Source organism: Nonomuraea sp. NPDC047897, from assembly GCF_043204415.1.
Lineage (GTDB): Bacteria > Actinomycetota > Actinomycetes > Streptosporangiales > Streptosporangiaceae > Nonomuraea.
Genome location: NZ_JBIDCC010000015.1, coordinates 50,948 through 65,911, shown reverse-complemented (window position 1 = coordinate 65,911; position 14,964 = coordinate 50,948). Strand labels below are relative to the sequence as shown.

General features: G+C 72.3%; 15 protein-coding genes. 7 read left to right on the top strand and 8 right to left on the bottom strand.

Annotated elements, in window-relative coordinates; all coding sequences use genetic code 11:
- Positions 1–19: 19 nt before the first annotated feature.
- Together ACGF0J_RS30095 and ACGF0J_RS30090 are read right to left on the bottom strand one after the other, a co-directional pair.
- A complete protein-coding gene (locus ACGF0J_RS30095; protein ID WP_393151129.1) occupies positions 20–1,432 on the bottom strand; it encodes a dihydrolipoyl dehydrogenase family protein in 1,413 nt (470 codons plus the stop codon).
- Positions 1,433–1,485: 53 nt separating this feature from the next.
- Complete coding sequence (locus ACGF0J_RS30090) at positions 1,486–2,175, bottom strand: TetR/AcrR family transcriptional regulator (protein ID WP_393151127.1); 690 nt, start codon at positions 2,173–2,175, stop codon at positions 1,486–1,488.
- A gap of 84 nt (positions 2,176–2,259) precedes the next feature.
- Between ACGF0J_RS30090 and ACGF0J_RS30085 the strand changes: the two genes are divergently transcribed.
- Both ACGF0J_RS30085 and ACGF0J_RS30080 read left to right on the top strand, forming a co-directional pair.
- A complete protein-coding gene (locus ACGF0J_RS30085) occupies positions 2,260–3,258 on the top strand; it encodes a hypothetical protein (protein WP_393151125.1) in 999 nt (332 codons plus the stop codon).
- A gap of 127 nt (positions 3,259–3,385) precedes the next feature.
- Entirely contained in the window at positions 3,386–4,618 is a 1,233-nt protein-coding gene (locus ACGF0J_RS30080) for an MFS transporter (RefSeq protein WP_393151123.1), read from the top strand.
- Positions 4,619–4,660: 42 nt separating this feature from the next.
- Here ACGF0J_RS30080 and ACGF0J_RS30075 read toward each other — a convergent pair whose 3' ends face one another.
- From ACGF0J_RS30075 to ACGF0J_RS30065, 3 genes are read right to left on the bottom strand one after another with little or no spacing between them, the layout of a single operon-like run.
- On the bottom strand, positions 4,661–5,032 hold the full coding sequence (locus tag ACGF0J_RS30075) for a hypothetical protein (protein WP_393151121.1): 372 nt from the start codon (positions 5,030–5,032) through the stop codon (positions 4,661–4,663).
- Positions 5,029–6,342 (bottom strand): hypothetical protein, encoded by a 1,314-nt coding sequence (locus tag ACGF0J_RS30070; protein ID WP_393151119.1) that lies wholly within the window; start codon positions 6,340–6,342, stop codon positions 5,029–5,031. The genes ACGF0J_RS30075 and ACGF0J_RS30070 overlap by 4 nt, the downstream gene beginning before the upstream one ends.
- Entirely contained in the window at positions 6,339–7,406 is a 1,068-nt protein-coding gene (locus tag ACGF0J_RS30065) for a hypothetical protein (RefSeq protein ID WP_393151117.1), read from the bottom strand. Before ACGF0J_RS30065 ends, ACGF0J_RS30070 begins: the two co-directional genes overlap by 4 nt.
- Before the next feature lie 257 nt (positions 7,407–7,663).
- Here ACGF0J_RS30065 and ACGF0J_RS30060 point away from each other — a divergent pair, with 257 nt between their 5' ends.
- Positions 7,664–8,245: an HD family hydrolase gene (locus tag ACGF0J_RS30060; protein WP_393151457.1), complete on the top strand. Its 582-nt coding sequence runs from the start codon at positions 7,664–7,666 to the stop codon at positions 8,243–8,245.
- On the opposite strand, the gene ACGF0J_RS30055 is transcribed toward ACGF0J_RS30060, so the two are convergent.
- Positions 8,224–9,342 (bottom strand): glycoside hydrolase family 26 protein, encoded by a 1,119-nt coding sequence (locus ACGF0J_RS30055; protein ID WP_393151115.1) that lies wholly within the window; start codon positions 9,340–9,342, stop codon positions 8,224–8,226. The two genes, ACGF0J_RS30060 and ACGF0J_RS30055, sit on opposite strands and share 22 nt — an antisense overlap.
- Before the next feature lie 373 nt (positions 9,343–9,715).
- Between ACGF0J_RS30055 and ACGF0J_RS30050 the strand changes: the two genes are divergently transcribed.
- Positions 9,716–10,696 carry a sporulation protein gene (locus ACGF0J_RS30050; RefSeq protein ID WP_393151113.1) on the top strand — a complete coding sequence of 327 codons (981 nt, stop codon included), beginning with the start codon at positions 9,716–9,718 and terminating at the stop codon, positions 10,694–10,696.
- An 86-nt stretch (positions 10,697–10,782) separates the two neighbouring features.
- Here ACGF0J_RS30050 and ACGF0J_RS30045 read toward each other — a convergent pair whose 3' ends face one another.
- Both ACGF0J_RS30045 and ACGF0J_RS30040 read right to left on the bottom strand, forming a co-directional pair.
- Entirely contained in the window at positions 10,783–11,961 is a 1,179-nt protein-coding gene (locus ACGF0J_RS30045; RefSeq protein ID WP_393151111.1) for a glycosyltransferase family 4 protein, read from the bottom strand.
- On the bottom strand, positions 11,958–12,647 hold the full coding sequence (locus ACGF0J_RS30040; protein WP_393151109.1) for a sulfotransferase family protein: 690 nt from the start codon (positions 12,645–12,647) through the stop codon (positions 11,958–11,960). Before ACGF0J_RS30040 ends, ACGF0J_RS30045 begins: the two co-directional genes overlap by 4 nt.
- 345 nt (positions 12,648–12,992) lie before the next feature.
- On the opposite strand from ACGF0J_RS30040, the gene ACGF0J_RS30035 reads away from it, so the two are divergent.
- The 3 genes from ACGF0J_RS30035 (at position 12,993) to ACGF0J_RS30025 (ending at position 14,911) form a co-directional block, all read left to right on the top strand.
- On the top strand, positions 12,993–13,370 hold the full coding sequence (locus ACGF0J_RS30035; protein ID WP_393151107.1) for a RidA family protein: 378 nt from the start codon (positions 12,993–12,995) through the stop codon (positions 13,368–13,370).
- A gap of 136 nt (positions 13,371–13,506) precedes the next feature.
- Entirely contained in the window at positions 13,507–14,361 is an 855-nt protein-coding gene (locus tag ACGF0J_RS30030; protein WP_393151105.1) for a lytic polysaccharide monooxygenase, read from the top strand.
- A gap of 4 nt (positions 14,362–14,365) precedes the next feature.
- Positions 14,366–14,911 (top strand): DUF305 domain-containing protein, encoded by a 546-nt coding sequence (locus tag ACGF0J_RS30025; RefSeq protein ID WP_393151103.1) that lies wholly within the window; start codon positions 14,366–14,368, stop codon positions 14,909–14,911.
- Positions 14,912–14,964 lie beyond the last annotated feature (53 nt).

Sequence of the window (14,964 nt, the reverse complement as noted above, 5' to 3'; positions counted from 1 at the left end):
GCGTGCGGCCGAAACCACGTCAGCAGGGCGGCTCGTACGGGTGTCCGGTCGGGGCCGGGTCCAACCGGCGGGCGGCGACGTAGGCGGCGCGACCCACGATCGCGGAGTACGTGGGGAAGGAGAGGGGGATGCGGGCGAGGTCCTTGACCCGCATGCGAGCCGTCATCGCCACGGCGGCGACCTGGGTGGTCTCCACGGCACGCTCCCCGACGACGTGGCAGCCGAGGATCCGCTCGGTGGACCGGTCGACGAGGAGCTTGCAGAAGCCGGTGGTCCGGCCGTCGATGATGGGGCGCGCGGCGGCGCCGAAGCGGACGGTCGCCACGATCACGTCGTGCTCCTGGCGGGCCTTCGTCTCGGTCAGGCCGACCCCGGCGTACTCGGGGTCGGTGAAGCTGCCGACCGGGCTGACCTGGTCCCACAGGGGGAGTTCCGGACCCCGTACCGCGTTCGTCGCCGCCACGAAGCCGGACTGGGCCGCCTGCGGCACCAGCATGAGCCGGCCGGTGACGTCCCCGGCGGCGAAGATGTGCGGGACGGAGGTCCGCTGGTAGGCGTCGACGCGCACGAAGCCGCGTCCGTCGGTCTCGACACCCGCCGCCGCGAGGTCGAGCGCGGCGGTGTCGGCGGTCCACCCGACGGCGACGACGACCAGAGCCGCCTCGGTGGTGTCGGACACGCCGTCCCGCGAGAAGTGCGTGCGCACGCCGTCGGGCGTCCTGTCGAAGGACTCGATGGCGTCGAGGTTCTCCCGCACCACCATGCCGCGCTCCCGAAACGCCTCCGCCACGACCGCGGAGACGCCCTCGTCCTCCGACGGCAGGATACGAGGGCCGGTCTGGAAGAGCTGAACGCGCGAACCGAAGGCCGCGAAGATGGAGGCCACCTGCACCCCGGTCGCCCCGGCGCCGATCACGAGCATGGACGGAGGCACCTCGCGCAACGCCCAGGCATCGCTGTGGGTGTGGGTCAGTTCGGCGCCGGGAACGGTGAGCCGGCGGCTGACACCGCCCGTGCACACGATGATCGCGTCACCGTGGAGCCGTAGCCCGCGGCCGGTCTCCACCGTGTACGGATCGACGAAGCGGGTCATGCCGGCGTGCTCATGGACCGTCACCCCCGAACCGTCGACGCTGCCGCGCAGGTCGGCATGCGTCCGGACGTCGTCGACCACCTCACGCACCCGGGTGAGCAGCCGCGGGTAGTCCAGGCGGAATCCGTCGGCGGCGATGCCGTACCGGCCGAGCTGGCCCGCCTCTCGCACCAACCGGGCCGCATGGGCCAGCGTGCGGACCGGCACGGGGCCGTCGTTCGCCGCCATCCCGCCGAACTCGTCACAGGCCACCAGAGTGGTACGAGCGCCCAGGTCCGCGGCGCGATGAGCGGCGAAGGCGCCTGCCGGTCCGGCGCCGATGACAAGGACATCGGTCATGTCCGGTCCTGTGGTCGAGCGGACACGAAGCGGTGAGCAGCTACCCCCTCGTCCTACGGTTCGGCTGAATCGACTGTCTCTGCCCACTGTAGGCCGTCAGCTACAGCCTGCTCACGATGCGTCCCGTCGCGCGGTGGCTCCTGGCGGTCGGCCCCGGGGGTGAGGCCGGGGGTGAGGCTGCCCACGATCAGGTCGGTCAGCGCGGTGATCGCGTCGGCGGTGGTGGTCTCCTCCCGGTTCAGCTCGGCGGCGATCGCCTCGGCGGCGCCCAGCACGCCGACGCAGCGCAGCCGGAGCGCTTCGGCCGGGAGGGCGGAGTGCGGCGCCAGGGCGGCGGCTATCAGGGCCGTGTAGTCGGCGAGCATCTCGTGCTGGACGGCCTCCATCTCCGGGCTTCCCTTCAGCGCGGCGGAGAGGGCGGCGAACTCCGGCATGTCGGTGGCGCAGGCGAAGTACGCGGTGCTCAGGACGCGGGCGATCGCGCCGGCGGTGGGTGCGGAGGTCCGCAGCGCCTGGGCCACCGCGGCCCGGTGCCGTTCGTCGAGCCGCCGGTAGAGCGCGAGCAGGAGGGCGGCGCGGGTGCCGAAGTGGTCGTACGCGATCGGCCTGCTCACCCCCGCGGCCTCGGCCAGGGTGACCAGCGTCAGGCCGTCGGCGCCGTGGGCGCGGACGATCCCCGAGGCGGTGTCGAGCAACTGCTCCCGTCTGGCCTGCTTGGACAGTCGGGTGGGTGGTGTGGTCATCGCCCTCCCTTGCGTTCGCCGTCCAGCTTAAGCTACAAAATGTAAGCTACAAAATGTAGCTAGCTGGCGAGGAGAGGAACCACCGTGGAAGAAGCGAAGCCGGTACTGATCCTGGGCGGATCGGGGCAGGCGGGCGCGGGGGCCGCCGCCGTCCTGCGCCGATGGCACCCGACGCTGCCGCTGACGATCGCGGGCCGGGACATCGACCGCGCGCGACGGGTGGCCGACGAGCTCGGCGCCGCGACGGCCGTCACCATCGATCTGCGGCGCGACGATCTCGGCCTCCCTGCCGGCCACGGCCACTCGGCGGTGGTCGCCGCGCTGTGGGACAGCCACCTGCACGGGCTGCGGTACGCGCGGCGACGCGGGGTGCCGTACCTCAGCATCTCCAGCGGCCTGGTGGACATCGCGCCCGAGGTCGTCACGGGCGCCCAGCAGGCGGGCGCGCCGATCCTGATGGCCAGCCACTACTGCGCCGGTGTGGGGGTCCTCGCGACACTGCACCTGGCCCGGGAGTTCGACCGGATCGACACCATCCGCATCGGCGCCCTACTGGACGAAGTGGACATCGGCGGGCCCGCCGGGATCGCGGATCTCGAACGGTGGTCCGCCGTCACCTCGGCGGGCCTGGTCCGCCGCGACGGCGTCTTCACCTGGGTCACCGGCCCCGACGCGCAGGCGGACGTGCCCGCTGCCGACGGTGCCGTCGTGCCCGGGCAGAGCATCGCCATCCTCGACGTGCCGAGCCTCGCCCTCGCGACGGGCGCGCCGAACGTGCGTTTCGACCTGGCCGTCGGCGAATCCCCGGGCCGGCGCCGCGGCGGACCCGCCTCCATCGAGGTCCGGATCGACCTCGAAGGAACGGGCCCGGCGGGCGCGCCGCTCAGCACCACGCACCACCTCGTCCACCCGGCCGGGCAACGGCCCCTGACCGCGGTCGGCGTCGCCCTCGGTGTCGAGCGGCTGCTCGGCCTGCGTGGCGGCGCCGTCCCGCCGGGCATCCACACCCCCGAGTCGCTGCTCGACCCGGCCTACGCGGTCGAGCGGTTGACGCAGGCCGGCGCCGCGGTCCGCCTGGCGTGAGCTGTGGATGACCTGGCGTCGGCCGTCCGGTCGCCGGACCGCTCTCGGTAGCGGGATTCGGACCTGGAAACGCGAGGTCCGAATCCCGCCGGTCGGCCCGCCCGCCGGGGCAGCAGACTACGCACTCGTGCTGCTCCGTACCGGTTCCGTTCGTCGTGACTTCGGCCTGCTGTGGGCCGGGCAGTCGCTGTCCCTCTTCGGCGACCAGTTCATGAAGCTGGCGCTGCCCCTGCTCGCCGTCACCGCGCTCGACGCCTCGCCCGCGCAGGCCGCGCTGCTGCCCTTCGCGCTGTTCTTCCCCTTCCTGCCGCTCGGCCTGCCCGCCGGAGCGATCGTCGACCGGCTGCCCCGGCGTACGGTGATGCTGGTCTGCGACGGCGTGCAGGCGGTCGCGTTCGGCGCGGTGTGGGCACTGCTCGCGGCGGGACTGCTGACCTTCCCCCTGCTGCTCGGGCTGGTCCTGTTGAGCGGCTGCGCCGTGGTGTTCTTCCAGGTCGCCTACACCTCCTACCTGCCCAGCCTGATCCACGACCCCGAGCGGCTGCACACCGGCAACGCCCGCCTGGCCCTGTCGGAGTCGACGGCGCAGGCGGCGGGCCCGATGGTCGCCGGCCCCCTCATCCACGCGCTCGGCCTGATCGGCGCGATCGCCGCGAACGTCGCAAGCTTCGCCGTGTCGGTGCTGTCGCTGGCATTGATCAAGCACCGGGAGCCGGCCAGGCAGGCGACCGCCCGAGAGCGCGGCTGGCTGCGCAGGGACATCGCGGAAGGGCTGCGCTTCGTGACCCGCCACCCGGTGCTGGAGCCGATCATCGCGTGCGGGACCACCTACGTGCTGTTCCTGTCGATGGTGGAGACGAGCCTGGTGCTCTACTGCCGTGACGTGCTGCACCTGTCACCGCAGTGGATCGGCGTGGTGCTCGGCGCAGCAGCGGCGGGATATCCGATCGGCAACCTGGCGTCGGCGCGGCTGATGAGGAGGTTCGGCGCGCCGCGCACGCTGGTGGGCGCGGCGACGGTGTCGGTGGCGGGCATCCTGTCCATGCCGATCCTCGGCGCGCACGCCGGCGCCGTGGGCCTGGTCGCGGGAAGCATCGCCCACTGCGTGGGCGAGGGCGCCTTCAACCCCACCTCGCTGACCCTGCGGCAGACCAGCACCCCAGGGGAACTGCTCGGCAGGGTCAGCTCGGTGCACCGCTTCCTCATCTGGGGCGCCATGTCGGTCGGCGCGCTGCTGGCGGCGGGAGTCACCGCGCTGGCGGGCCTGTCGGCCGCGGTGTGGATCGGCGCCTGCGGCACGGTCCTGTGCCTGCCCGCCCTGGCACGACGCGGCATCCGCGCCGCCGCCTTCTCCCGGTAGGGCCCGCCGCGGTCGCCCGAGGTGCCGAAGCCACGGCGTGCCCTACCCGGTGACCAGCGCCTTGACGGTGAGGACCTCCTCCGCGGCGGGGCCGGTCAGCCGGACGGACAGCTCCCAGGCTCCGGTCATGGTGAAGACCTCGCCTTCCGCGCGGAAGCGGCCCGGCGCGCGTTCGCGGGTGGCGACCTCGGGCATGGCGTGGCCCATGTGGGGCATCACCGCCGACAGCGCGACGGTGTCCGCGTCGCCCCGGTCCAGGCGCACCTCCGCCGTGCGGCCGTGGACGAGGACCGTGACCGCGTAGTGGGCGCCCGTCGAGCGGATGGCGATCGGCTCGGCGGCCGTGGTGCGCCCCACGACGAAGAACGTCACCGCGGCCACGACGAGGGCGCCCAGCGCCAGGGTCCGCTTCACCGGCCGGCCTCCGGTTCCGTGACGTCGACGGTGAACGGCATCGTCACGATCCGGTCGTTCGCCGCGTACTGCGCCCAGGCCAGGTAGCGGCCGGGCTCGGGGAAGCTGAAGGTGAAGCGGAGCCGCGGACCGGACGACCCCATCTCGTGCACGTGGCCGAGGAACGTGCCGTCCCGGCTGCGGACGATCAGGTGGCCGGTCATGCCGAGCCAGGGGCGGGGTGGGCCGGCGGTGCCGAGCTCGATCGTCGTCGGGCGGCCGGCGACGGGGGTGGCGGGCCGCAGCAGCGGCGTGGCGGGCGGGGCGGGGGTTTCCGGCTCGGCCGGACGCCCGCCGACGTCGAAGCTCTCGGTGACGAGCTGGCCGCCGGAGTCCTCCCGTTCCACCTCGGCGTGGGCCAGGTAGCGGCCCGGCCGGTCGGCGCGCATCCGGACCTCCAGCAGGCCGGGCGCCGTCCGCAGCGGATGCAGGTGGCGGAAGAAGCGGCCGTCCTCGCTGGTGACGACCAGGTGGGCGAGCGCCTCGTGATGGACGGTGAGATCGTCCACGGGCCGGCCGGTGGACCCGTCGACCAGCGCGACACGCACGGTGAACTCCTCTCCCGCGCTCGGGTGTTCGGGCACGGTTTCCAGCCGGCCCTGGACGAACGGGCGCCCGCCCGGCTGCGGTTCGCCGGCCTGCGGTTCGGCCGACGGCGGGGCGCCGTCGGGGGGACCGGTGGGCAACCGCGGTTCGAGGACGACGACCAGGGCGGCGATCGTCAGCCCCGCCGCGGCGCCGCCGGCCAGCAGCATCGCCGGAGTACGCCGGGACAGCGCCCCGGTGAGCAGGCCGCCGACCAACAGCAGCCCCGCGACGAAGAGACCCCCGTAGATCAGGAAGTCCCAGCCGGACCCGCGGTCCACCAGGACCCGGAACGGCACCACGGCGACCTCGCTCCCGGCGCTCAGCCTGAGCTCGTGGGGGCCGGTCCGCTCCACCTGGAGCCGCACGTACCGCGGATCCCGCGCCGCCCGCGCCACACCGGAGACCGTGCGGCCGTCCTCGACCGACCGGACCTCCAGGTTCAGCGGCAGCTCGGCGACCGGCTGGAAGGCCATGACGCCGATCTCCAGCGGCCCGGGCACCCGCGCCGTCCCCTTGACGATCACGGTGAGCTCGGTGCCCGCGATGGTCTGGGCGATCCGCAGGTCCGTACCGGCCGTCAGGTTGTGCGCGGCGGCCGGGGCCGCGCCCGCCGACACCAGCAGCGCGGCCGAAGCCGCGCCCGCCAGCACCAGGAGCGCGGCAAGGCGGAGCAGCCGGATCATGTCCGGCCGGTGTCCGCGGCGTTGGGCAGGAACAGCACACCGAGCACCAGCCCGACGAGGCCGGCCACGATCGGCGCGCCGGTCAGCAGTTCGGGCACGGCGGGCGTCCGGCCGGCGGCCACCGACGCGACCGCGAGGTACAGCGACCAGGTGGCGAGGGCGGACAGCCCGGCGAAGCCCCAGAACGCGGCCCGGCGGCCGGCCGACGGCCGCAGCCACCTGATCAGCAGGTCGCTCACGAGACCGGCGGCGACGAAGCCGAGCAGGATCGGCAGGTTCTCGAACGCCGTCTGCGCTCCCGGCATCAGGACGCCCACCGCGTACATCAGGGTCACGCTGCCGAAGGGGAGCTGCCAGCGGCGGAGCAGGAACAGCACGGGGGCCAGCAGGACGACATTCGTGATGATCATCGACGCGGCGAGGCGGTCGGACCCCTGGCCGTTCACGGAGGAGAAGACCTCGACGACGCCGTTCGCGCTCCACTGCATGGCGTCGCCGTACGAGACGAACAGCGACACCAGCGTGGCCGCGAAGGAGAGCCCGACCAGCGCGGGCAGCAGGCGGCCGAACGACGGCCGCTCCCCGAGATCGGGGGCGCTCCAGGCGGAGCGGAGCGGGGTGGTGATGATGAGCATCATCGTCGCGATGAGCCCGAGGTGCGAGGGGCTGAACAGGATGTCGATGCTCTGCTCGATGCCGAGGAACGTGTGCCACATCATGTCGGCCAAGCCGAAGGCCGCGAACCCCGGCACCGCCACCAGCCCGGCCAGATAGCCCTCGGGCACCGCCGCGAGCCCCTGCCGGCCCTTCCTGACGTTGCGCAGCGCCTGCCAGATGATCCAGCCGGAGACCGCGGCGAACCCCGAGTAGAACACGGCGTGCCAGGGGGTGAAGAACGTCTCCAACTCGGCGAGGTTGCTGTGCGCCCACGCGTCGATCATCAGGCCGATGCCGAACCAGACGCCCAGCAGCGCCGTGACCAGGTCTGTCCGGGGTGACACCCACACGCGTGGTTCGCCGGAGTCGGCCAATAATCGCTGCACGCCCGCGTTGGTCAGAGTCATCTCAACACTTCCTTTCCCGTCATGTCGAATGCTCCCATCGCGCCGACGATCTCGAAACCCGGACGCCCGCACATCACCGTCGAGGGGTCGGGTGTTCACATGGGTGGTTACGGGGCAGGTCATGATGTCCACCTGCCAGGCGCGGCGGGACGGGGAGGTCGGCGACCGCCCCCTACGCTCTGCGCAGGACGCGTCTCGGTGGAGAGGGGCATTTCGTGAGGGACGACCTGACCCGGCTCGCGGGCTTGCTGTACGAGATGGGGCTGCTCAAGCGGTACAGGCGCACGGGCTGGCTGGTGGCGGGGGTGCGTGACCCGGAGAGCATCGCCGACCACTCCTTCCGCGCCGCGGTGATCGCGAGTGTGGTCACCGTGCTGGAGGGAGGAGATCCGCAGCGGGCGGCGTTCATGAGCCTGTTCCACGACACGCAGGAGACGCGGATCACCGACATCCCCTACCTCGGCAAGCGCTACCTGCGGGCCGCCCCGAACGAGCAGGTCACCGCCGACCAGATGCGCGGCCTGCCGGACGCGGTCGCGCGGATGGTGGGCGGGGCGGTCGCGGAGTACGAGGAGAAGGCCAGCCTGGAGGCCGTCTGCGCCCGCGACGCCGACAAGCTGGAGTGCCTGATCCAGGCCGTCGAGTATCGCGAGCAGGGGCACCAGAACGTGCAGCCGTGGATCGACAGCTCCCTGGCCGCGCTCAAGACGACCACGGCCAAGCGGATCGCCGAGGCGGTGCTCGGCAGCGGCTCGCTCGACTGGGTGCTGCGGGTGCTCAACGGCACGGGCGGCGGGGACGAGGACGCGGGCCCCGGTTACGAGCCGCCGGCCGCCTGATCGGGCAGCGGCTGGTTGACGTACGGGTCACGTCCGGCCTCGGCGAACGCCTCGACGACGCCCGGTCCTTCGAGCCGGAAGTCGCAGCCGCCCGGCGACTCCGGGTCGAGGACGGCGTTCCACTGCAGCAACGCCTTGATCTTCGGCATCGTCTTCAGGGCCTGCGGGACGCCGCGGAACCAGTCGGCCTTGGCCGAGGGGTTCTTCGGATCGACCTCCGTGCTGTACTCGCCGATGATGATCGGCTTGTCGGCGAACCCGTTGGCCTGGAACCAGTCGTAGGTGGGCTTGACGGTCTGCTGGAAGTCCAGCCACTTCGCGCCCCGGCAGCCGGCGAAGTTGTAGGGGTCGTAGCTGATCCAGTCGACGTAGTCGTGGCCCGGATACAGGCTCTTCCACGTGTCCTTGTACTCCATGAAGCCGGTCACGGCCCACACCCACACCACGTTGGTCACGCCCAGCTTCTCGAACCGGTCGTGGATGTGCTTGTACGCGGCGACGTACTCGGCCGCGGTGCCGCTGGTCTTGCGCCGGTCCATCTCGCCGTCGAAGCCCAGCATGACGCGCTTGCCGTAGCCCTTGATCCGCTGTGCCTGCCGGTCGATCAGTGCGTCCATGGAGCCGCCGGCGATGTCGCGCCACTGCAGCGTGCGCTCGGGGGTGCCCCAGACCTTGGCCTCCCAGCTGAGCAGGAGGATGCGGTCGCGGCCGAGCTCCACCTCGTCCTCGCGGATGAACGTGCCGTTGGCGCCGTCGGACATGTCGTGATAGCTGAAGATCACGTCGAGCTTGCGGCCGAGCTGCGACTCCATGGAGCCGATGGCCTGCACCACCGGCACCCTCGGGTCGCCGGGGGCGACGTACATGCCCCAGTAGGCGCCGCAGGGCGGCACCAGCTTGTCCGTCGGCCCGCAGTCTGCCGACGCCGACGGCTTGCTGGTCACGACCGGGACGCCGTCGCCGCTCTCGCCGCCGTCGCCGGAGCAACCGGCGGCCACCGCCAGGAGCAGCACCCCGCCGGCGGCCAGCAGCCTGGCACGCAGCCGCCCGCCGCGCGCTCGCTCGACCCCCGGCTGTCCGGCGTTTCCTGCTGACAAGGCCCGGTGCCTCCACTCCGCGTACGGATGCTGCCGGCGCCCACCCGGGACGAGCCGGGGGAGTCACACGCCGATGACGTCGACGGCGCCCGCTGTACGACCCCGTCGATGACGACTATAGGAGCACGAAGCCGCAGCCTTGGACCGTGCCACCTGCGGGGTTCCTGTGAATCGGCGGGCGGCCCCGCCGGCCCCCGGCCGCGCCCCGCCGCGTGTGGCCTGCGTGAACCGCCGCAAGCCGGCATCAAACGGCGACCTGCCCGCGCGGCCGCCGGGGACACGTTTTACTGGCCCACGGAACCAGCCCCCGACGTTGATCGTTCAGCGGGTGGCTGACATATGCCATCGACGGAAGCAACAGGGAGAACATGCCGTGGTCTTCAAACGGATGCTGGGCGCGCTCGGTGTGGGGGCGCCTTCGGTGGACACCGTCCTGGCCACTTCGCGAACCCGGCCGGGCGGCACGCTGACCGGCGAGGTGCGACTCAAGGGCGGCGACTTCGACGCCGAGATCGAGCACATCACCCTCGGCCTGGTGGCCAGGGTGGAGGTCGAGTACGGCGACGGCGAGGGCGCGGGGATCGGCGAGTTCGCCCGCGCCCAGGTCTCCGGGCCGTTCACCCTGCGCAAGGGCGAGGACCGGGTGATCGACTTCCGGATCGACGTGCCATGGGAGGCGCCGATCAGCGAGATCGCCGGCCGGGGCCTGACCGGCATGGCCCTCGGCGTGCGCACCGAGCTGGCCATCGCCAAGGCTGTCGACAAGGGCGACCTCGACGCGTTCGCCGTGGAGCCGCTGCCGTCCCAGCTGCGCATCCTGGACGCCTTCCCGCAGCTCGGGTTCCAGTTCAAGTCGGCCGACCTGGAGGCGGGCCACATCCACGGCTCGCGCCAGGAGCTGCCGTTCTACCAGGAGATCGAGTTCTACCCGCCGCCGCAGTACGCGGGGTCGGTCGGGGAGGTCGAGGTGACCTTCGTGACCAACCCGGGTGGGCTGGAGGTGATCCTGGAGGCCGACAAGAGCTCCGGGCGCTACTCCGGTGACGCCGTCGGGCGTTTCACGATCAGCCACGACGACGCGATGCGCACCGACTGGGCCGGCGAGATCGGCCGCTGGCTGTCCGGCCTCGCCCAGTACGGCGGCGGCTTCCAGGGCGGTGGCTTCCACGGCGGCGGTCACGAGTACCACGGCGGGCATCACGGCGGGCATCACGGCGGACATCACGGCGGACACGGCGGGCCGGGGCTGGGCATGGTGGCCGCCGCCGGGGCTGCGGGCGTCGTCGGCGGGCTCGTGGCGGGCGAGATCGTGGAAGAGGTCTTCGAGGACGTCTTCGAGGGCGACGAGGAGTGACGGCGGCCCGCCGGCCGGTCCGCCATCCCAGCGGGCGGGCCGGTCCGGCGGGCGCAGCATCGGCGGTCCGCTCCGGCGGGTGCGGGTCAGCGGGCCGTCCCGTGGCCGTGCGGGAGCGGGTCGCCGGCCGCGAGGGCGGCGAACAGCTCCTCCCACATCGGCATGACCGCCTGCGGTGTGTAGTCGCCCGCCGTGCGGGCGGCGCCGGCCCCCAGCCGGAGCCGCAGCTCGCGGTCGGCCATCAGCCGCCGCAGCGCCCCGGCCAACGCGTTCACGTCGCGCGGGGGCACCAGCAGGCCGTCCTCGCCGGGGGTCAGCACGTCGCCGGGCCCGGTCGGGCAGTCGAAGGCGGCCACGGCCAGGGCGTGGCCCATCGCCTCGATCATGGCCATCGGCAGCCCCTCGATCCGCGAGCTGAGCGCGTACACGGATGCCTCGGCGAGCTCCTCGTGGACGCGGTCGCTGCGCCCCATCAGCCGGGCCCGCCCGTCCAGCCCGTGCTCCGTGATGAGGCGACGCAGCCGCTCCTTCGACGGACCGGTGCCGAAGACGCGCAGCCGCCAGTCGGGGAACTCCGGCGCGACCGCCGCGAAGGCGGCGAGCAGCATGTCGAAGCCCTTCTGCGGCACCAGCCGGCCCACGGCGACCACCACGGGCCGAGTCTGGTCCGAGTGCCGGCGGCCGGCCAGGTGGACCGCGTTGGGGATGCGGACGATCGGCGTGTCGTCGAGCAGCGCGCGGTACTCGGCCCGGCTCGTCTCGGTCAGCACCGCCACCGCGTCGAAGCACCCGTAGTGGCGGGCGATCTCGTCGCGCACGGTGTGCGGGTACGCGGCCAGGTTCATGTGCTCCTGCGCTACGCGCACCACGCCCTCGGCGGCGCGGCGGGCGGAGATGAGGTTCAGCGCCGGCCGGGTGGTGACGAGGATGCCGCCGTCGAGCGAGGACACGTACTCGATGACGGCCCGTTCGACCCGCATGGTGAAGTAGCCGGCGGCGAACTCCCCGTACGGGACGATCTTGCCGCGTGCCCGGCGCCACACCTTGCGGGCCAGCGAGTCGGTCGCGATCCCGTCGCGCTGGTCCACCAGCGTGGCCAGGCGGACCCTGCCGTCGATGCCGAACTGCGGCGTGTCCCGGCGCCGGACCACGCTGACGATCTCGACGTCGTGCCCGGCCTCGGCCATCGCGTTGGCCTGGTTGACCACCGTCCGGATGGTGCCGCCCATCCCGTACGCGTGCAGCAGCATGTACCGGATCTTCACGGCAGGTACTCCCACGTGCGGCACATGGCCCGGAGCGGTTCGGGGACCTCCTCCTCCGAGGGGAGGTCGCGTCCCGGCTGGACGGCGCCGGAGCGGATCTTGTCCTTCCAGTCGCCGAGGCCCTTGGTCACCACGTCGGGGGTGCCGTAGCGGAGCATCTGGGGCGTCCAGTCGACGCCGAGGAACTCGCAGATGCGGCGGCAGGTCGTCTCAGGTTCGGCCGTCAGCTCCTCGTAGCGCACGGTCAGGCCGGGCAGTGCCTTCCTGGCGCGCTCGACCGCCTTCATGTAGCGCAGGGCGTCGAGGGCCGCCTCCTCGGGGGTGCGCTTGTCCGGGCTCGCCTCGTGCCAGGACGCCGCGATGGAGGCTGGGTGGCGCAGCAGGAAGACGTAGCGCGCGTCGGGCCAGCAGGCGGCGATCCGCTCGTGGGCGAACGCGTTCGCCGGTGTCTTGTCCACGATGTATTTCTTGCCGCTGCGGACGAGCTCCCGGTGCAGGACCCTGTCCCACAGCAGGTGTTCCAGGTCGGCCCGGTTGTGCCCGAGCGCCTCCATCGCCTTCTCGGCCAGCGAGGTACCGAATTCCACGGTGAGGCGGCGAACGTGCAGTTCGTGGGGAGCGTGCAGGTCGGGATGGGCGTTCAGCACCGACCGCAGCAACGTCGAGCCCGATCGGACCGGTGACATCACGAACACCGGAGCCGTCAGCAGGCGGTCGGCCGCCGGATCCGCCGGTGGCCGGAACGCCGTCTCCGCGCGCTTGCGCGGTTGCGGCGTCCGTTTCTCCGATTTTCCTACTCGCTCAATATGGAATCCTGTGTACCTGGCCAGCGCTCCGTTGATCCTGCGCTGCCATGCCATGCCGTGGGAGGCTACACACCTTTTCTTGGAGTTCTCTGGGAGCCGGCCACAGCGCGGTGACCGGTTGCTCGGGCTGGTGGTGTGGCGCGTCGGACCGGTGTCGTAGAGTCTCCCGGCGCCGCTCTCCGTGTCCATCGGCGGAGGGCTCACGTCACAGGAGGCTGACCCGACATGCCCAAGCGCGTCGTCAACACCCCCGAGGCCGCCCCGCCCGGCGGCCCGTACTCGCAGGCCGTGGTCGCCGGCGACCACGTCTACCTGGCCGGCGCCTGCCCGGTGCTGCCCGACGGCACGTGGGTGCGCGGCTCGTTCGCCGAGCAGGCCCGTCAGGCGTTCACGAACCTCGCCAAGGTCGCCGAGGCCGCCGGCGCCGATCTGTCGCAGGCCGTCCGGGTGGGGATCTACGTGAGCGACTTCGCCCACTTCGCGGAGCTGAACGAGATCTACGTGGAGTTCTTCGGCACCGAGAACCTGCCGGCCCGCACCACGATCCCGGTGGCGCTGAGCGGGTTCGACATCGAGATCGACGCCGTCCTCTACACCGGCTGAGCGGCGAGGGGCGCCAGGGAAGCAGGGTGAGCGGCGGGGGAGCGTTCTGACCGGAATCGCTTGCGCGGTTGTCAGAAATGATTAACTCTTAGGAAGGTTTCCTTTTTATTCCCGTACACCCCCCAGGGAGTAACAGGTGCGCAAGACGACGATCGCCGCGGCCATGGCCGCCGGCGGCGTGCTGGCCCTGCTTCCCGCCTCGGCGGCGAGCGCCCACGGCACGATGTCCAACCCGCCCAGCCGCGTCTACGTCTGCAAGAACGAGGGCCCCGAGGCGCCCAGGTCGGCCGCCTGCAAGGCCGCCGTCGCGGCCGCCGGCTCGCAGCCGTTCTACGACTGGAACGAGGTTTCGCTCCTCGAAGCGGGCGGGCGGCACCGCGAGCTGATCCCCGACGGCAAGCTGTGCAGCGCCGGGCGCGACAAGTATCGCGGCCTGGACCTGCAGCGGGCCGACTGGCCGGCCACCCAGGTCAGGCCGGGCGACTTCACGCTGACCTACCACGCCTCGGCCCCGCACGCCAACAGCAACTTCGAGTTCTACCTCACCCGTGAGGGCTGGAACCCGACCATGCCGCTCAGGTGGTCGGACCTGGTCCACATCAGGACCTTCAACAACCAGAACCCCACCACGTTCACCAACTGGACGATCAACCTGCCACAGCGCAGCGGCCGGCACGTCCTCTACTCGATCTGGCAACGCGTCGTCGGCAGCAACGAGGCGTTCTACACCTGCTCCGACGTGGACTTCGGCGGCGGAGGCGGCAACCCCATCCCCACACCGACCCCCACCCCCACAGCCACACCGACCCCCACGCCGACCCCGACCCCGACCCCGACGTCACAGCCGGGCGGCACCTGGAAGGCCGGCACCGCCTACGGGCCGGGCGACCAGGTGACGTACGGCGGCGTGAGCTACACCTGCCAGCAGGCGCACACCGCCCTGGCCGGATGGGAGCCGCCGAACGTGCCCGCTCTCTGGAAGCGCGCCTGACGCTGTGCGGCGCGTAGCGGCGCTGCTCGGCCTTTTCGCGGCAGCCCTGCTGGCCGCCTGCGGGCCCGCCGAGCCTGCGGGCGGCGACCCCGTCAACGCGCAGGACGTGATGTTCGTGCAGATGATGGTGCAGCACCACCGGCAGGGCATCGAGATCGCCCGGGTGGGCGCCGACCGGGGCGCGACGCCCGAGGTGCGGACGCTGGCCTCGGCCGTGGCGGCCACGCAGCAGAGCGAGGTCGAGATGATGCTGCGCTGGCTGCACGCCTGGGACCAGCCGCTGACACCCGCCTCGGACGCGCACGACCACCACGGCGGCATGCCCGAGACCGACAGGGAGCGCATCGCCGCGCTCAGGAGGTCGAAGGACGTGGAGCGCGACTTCCTCAACCTGCTCATCGCCCACCAGGACGACGCCGTCCAGATGGCCGGGTCCGAGGTGGCCGGCGGGGCCAGCCCGGAGGTGACGCGCTGGGCGGCCCAGGTTCAGGCGTCGCGCCGGGCGCAGATCCAGCAGATGCTCGACCTCCTGGAGCGGGCGGGCCGCTGACGGCCGGCCGACTTCCGCATCACTCCGGGCATAGACGGGCGTGCCGGTAAGTG

Bases quoted from the DNA above. Each gene is read 5' to 3' on its own strand.
- ACGF0J_RS30060 (WP_393151457.1), top strand. From the start codon at position 7,664: ATGGGGCTGCTCAAGCGGTACAGGCGCACGGGCTGGCTGGTGGCGGGG.
- ACGF0J_RS30070 (WP_393151119.1), bottom strand. From the start codon at position 6,342: ATGATCCGGCTGCTCCGCCTTGCCGCGCTCCTGGTGCTGGCGGGCGCG.
- ACGF0J_RS30090 (WP_393151127.1), bottom strand. From the start codon at position 2,175: ATGACCACACCACCCACCCGACTGTCCAAGCAGGCCAGACGGGAGCAG.
- ACGF0J_RS30040 (WP_393151109.1), bottom strand. From the start codon at position 12,647: ATGTCACCGGTCCGATCGGGCTCGACGTTGCTGCGGTCGGTGCTGAAC.
- ACGF0J_RS30065 (WP_393151117.1), bottom strand. From the start codon at position 7,406: ATGACTCTGACCAACGCGGGCGTGCAGCGATTATTGGCCGACTCCGGC.
- ACGF0J_RS30035 (WP_393151107.1), top strand. From the start codon at position 12,993: ATGCCCAAGCGCGTCGTCAACACCCCCGAGGCCGCCCCGCCCGGCGGC.
- ACGF0J_RS30095 (WP_393151129.1), bottom strand. From the start codon at position 1,432: ATGACCGATGTCCTTGTCATCGGCGCCGGACCGGCAGGCGCCTTCGCC.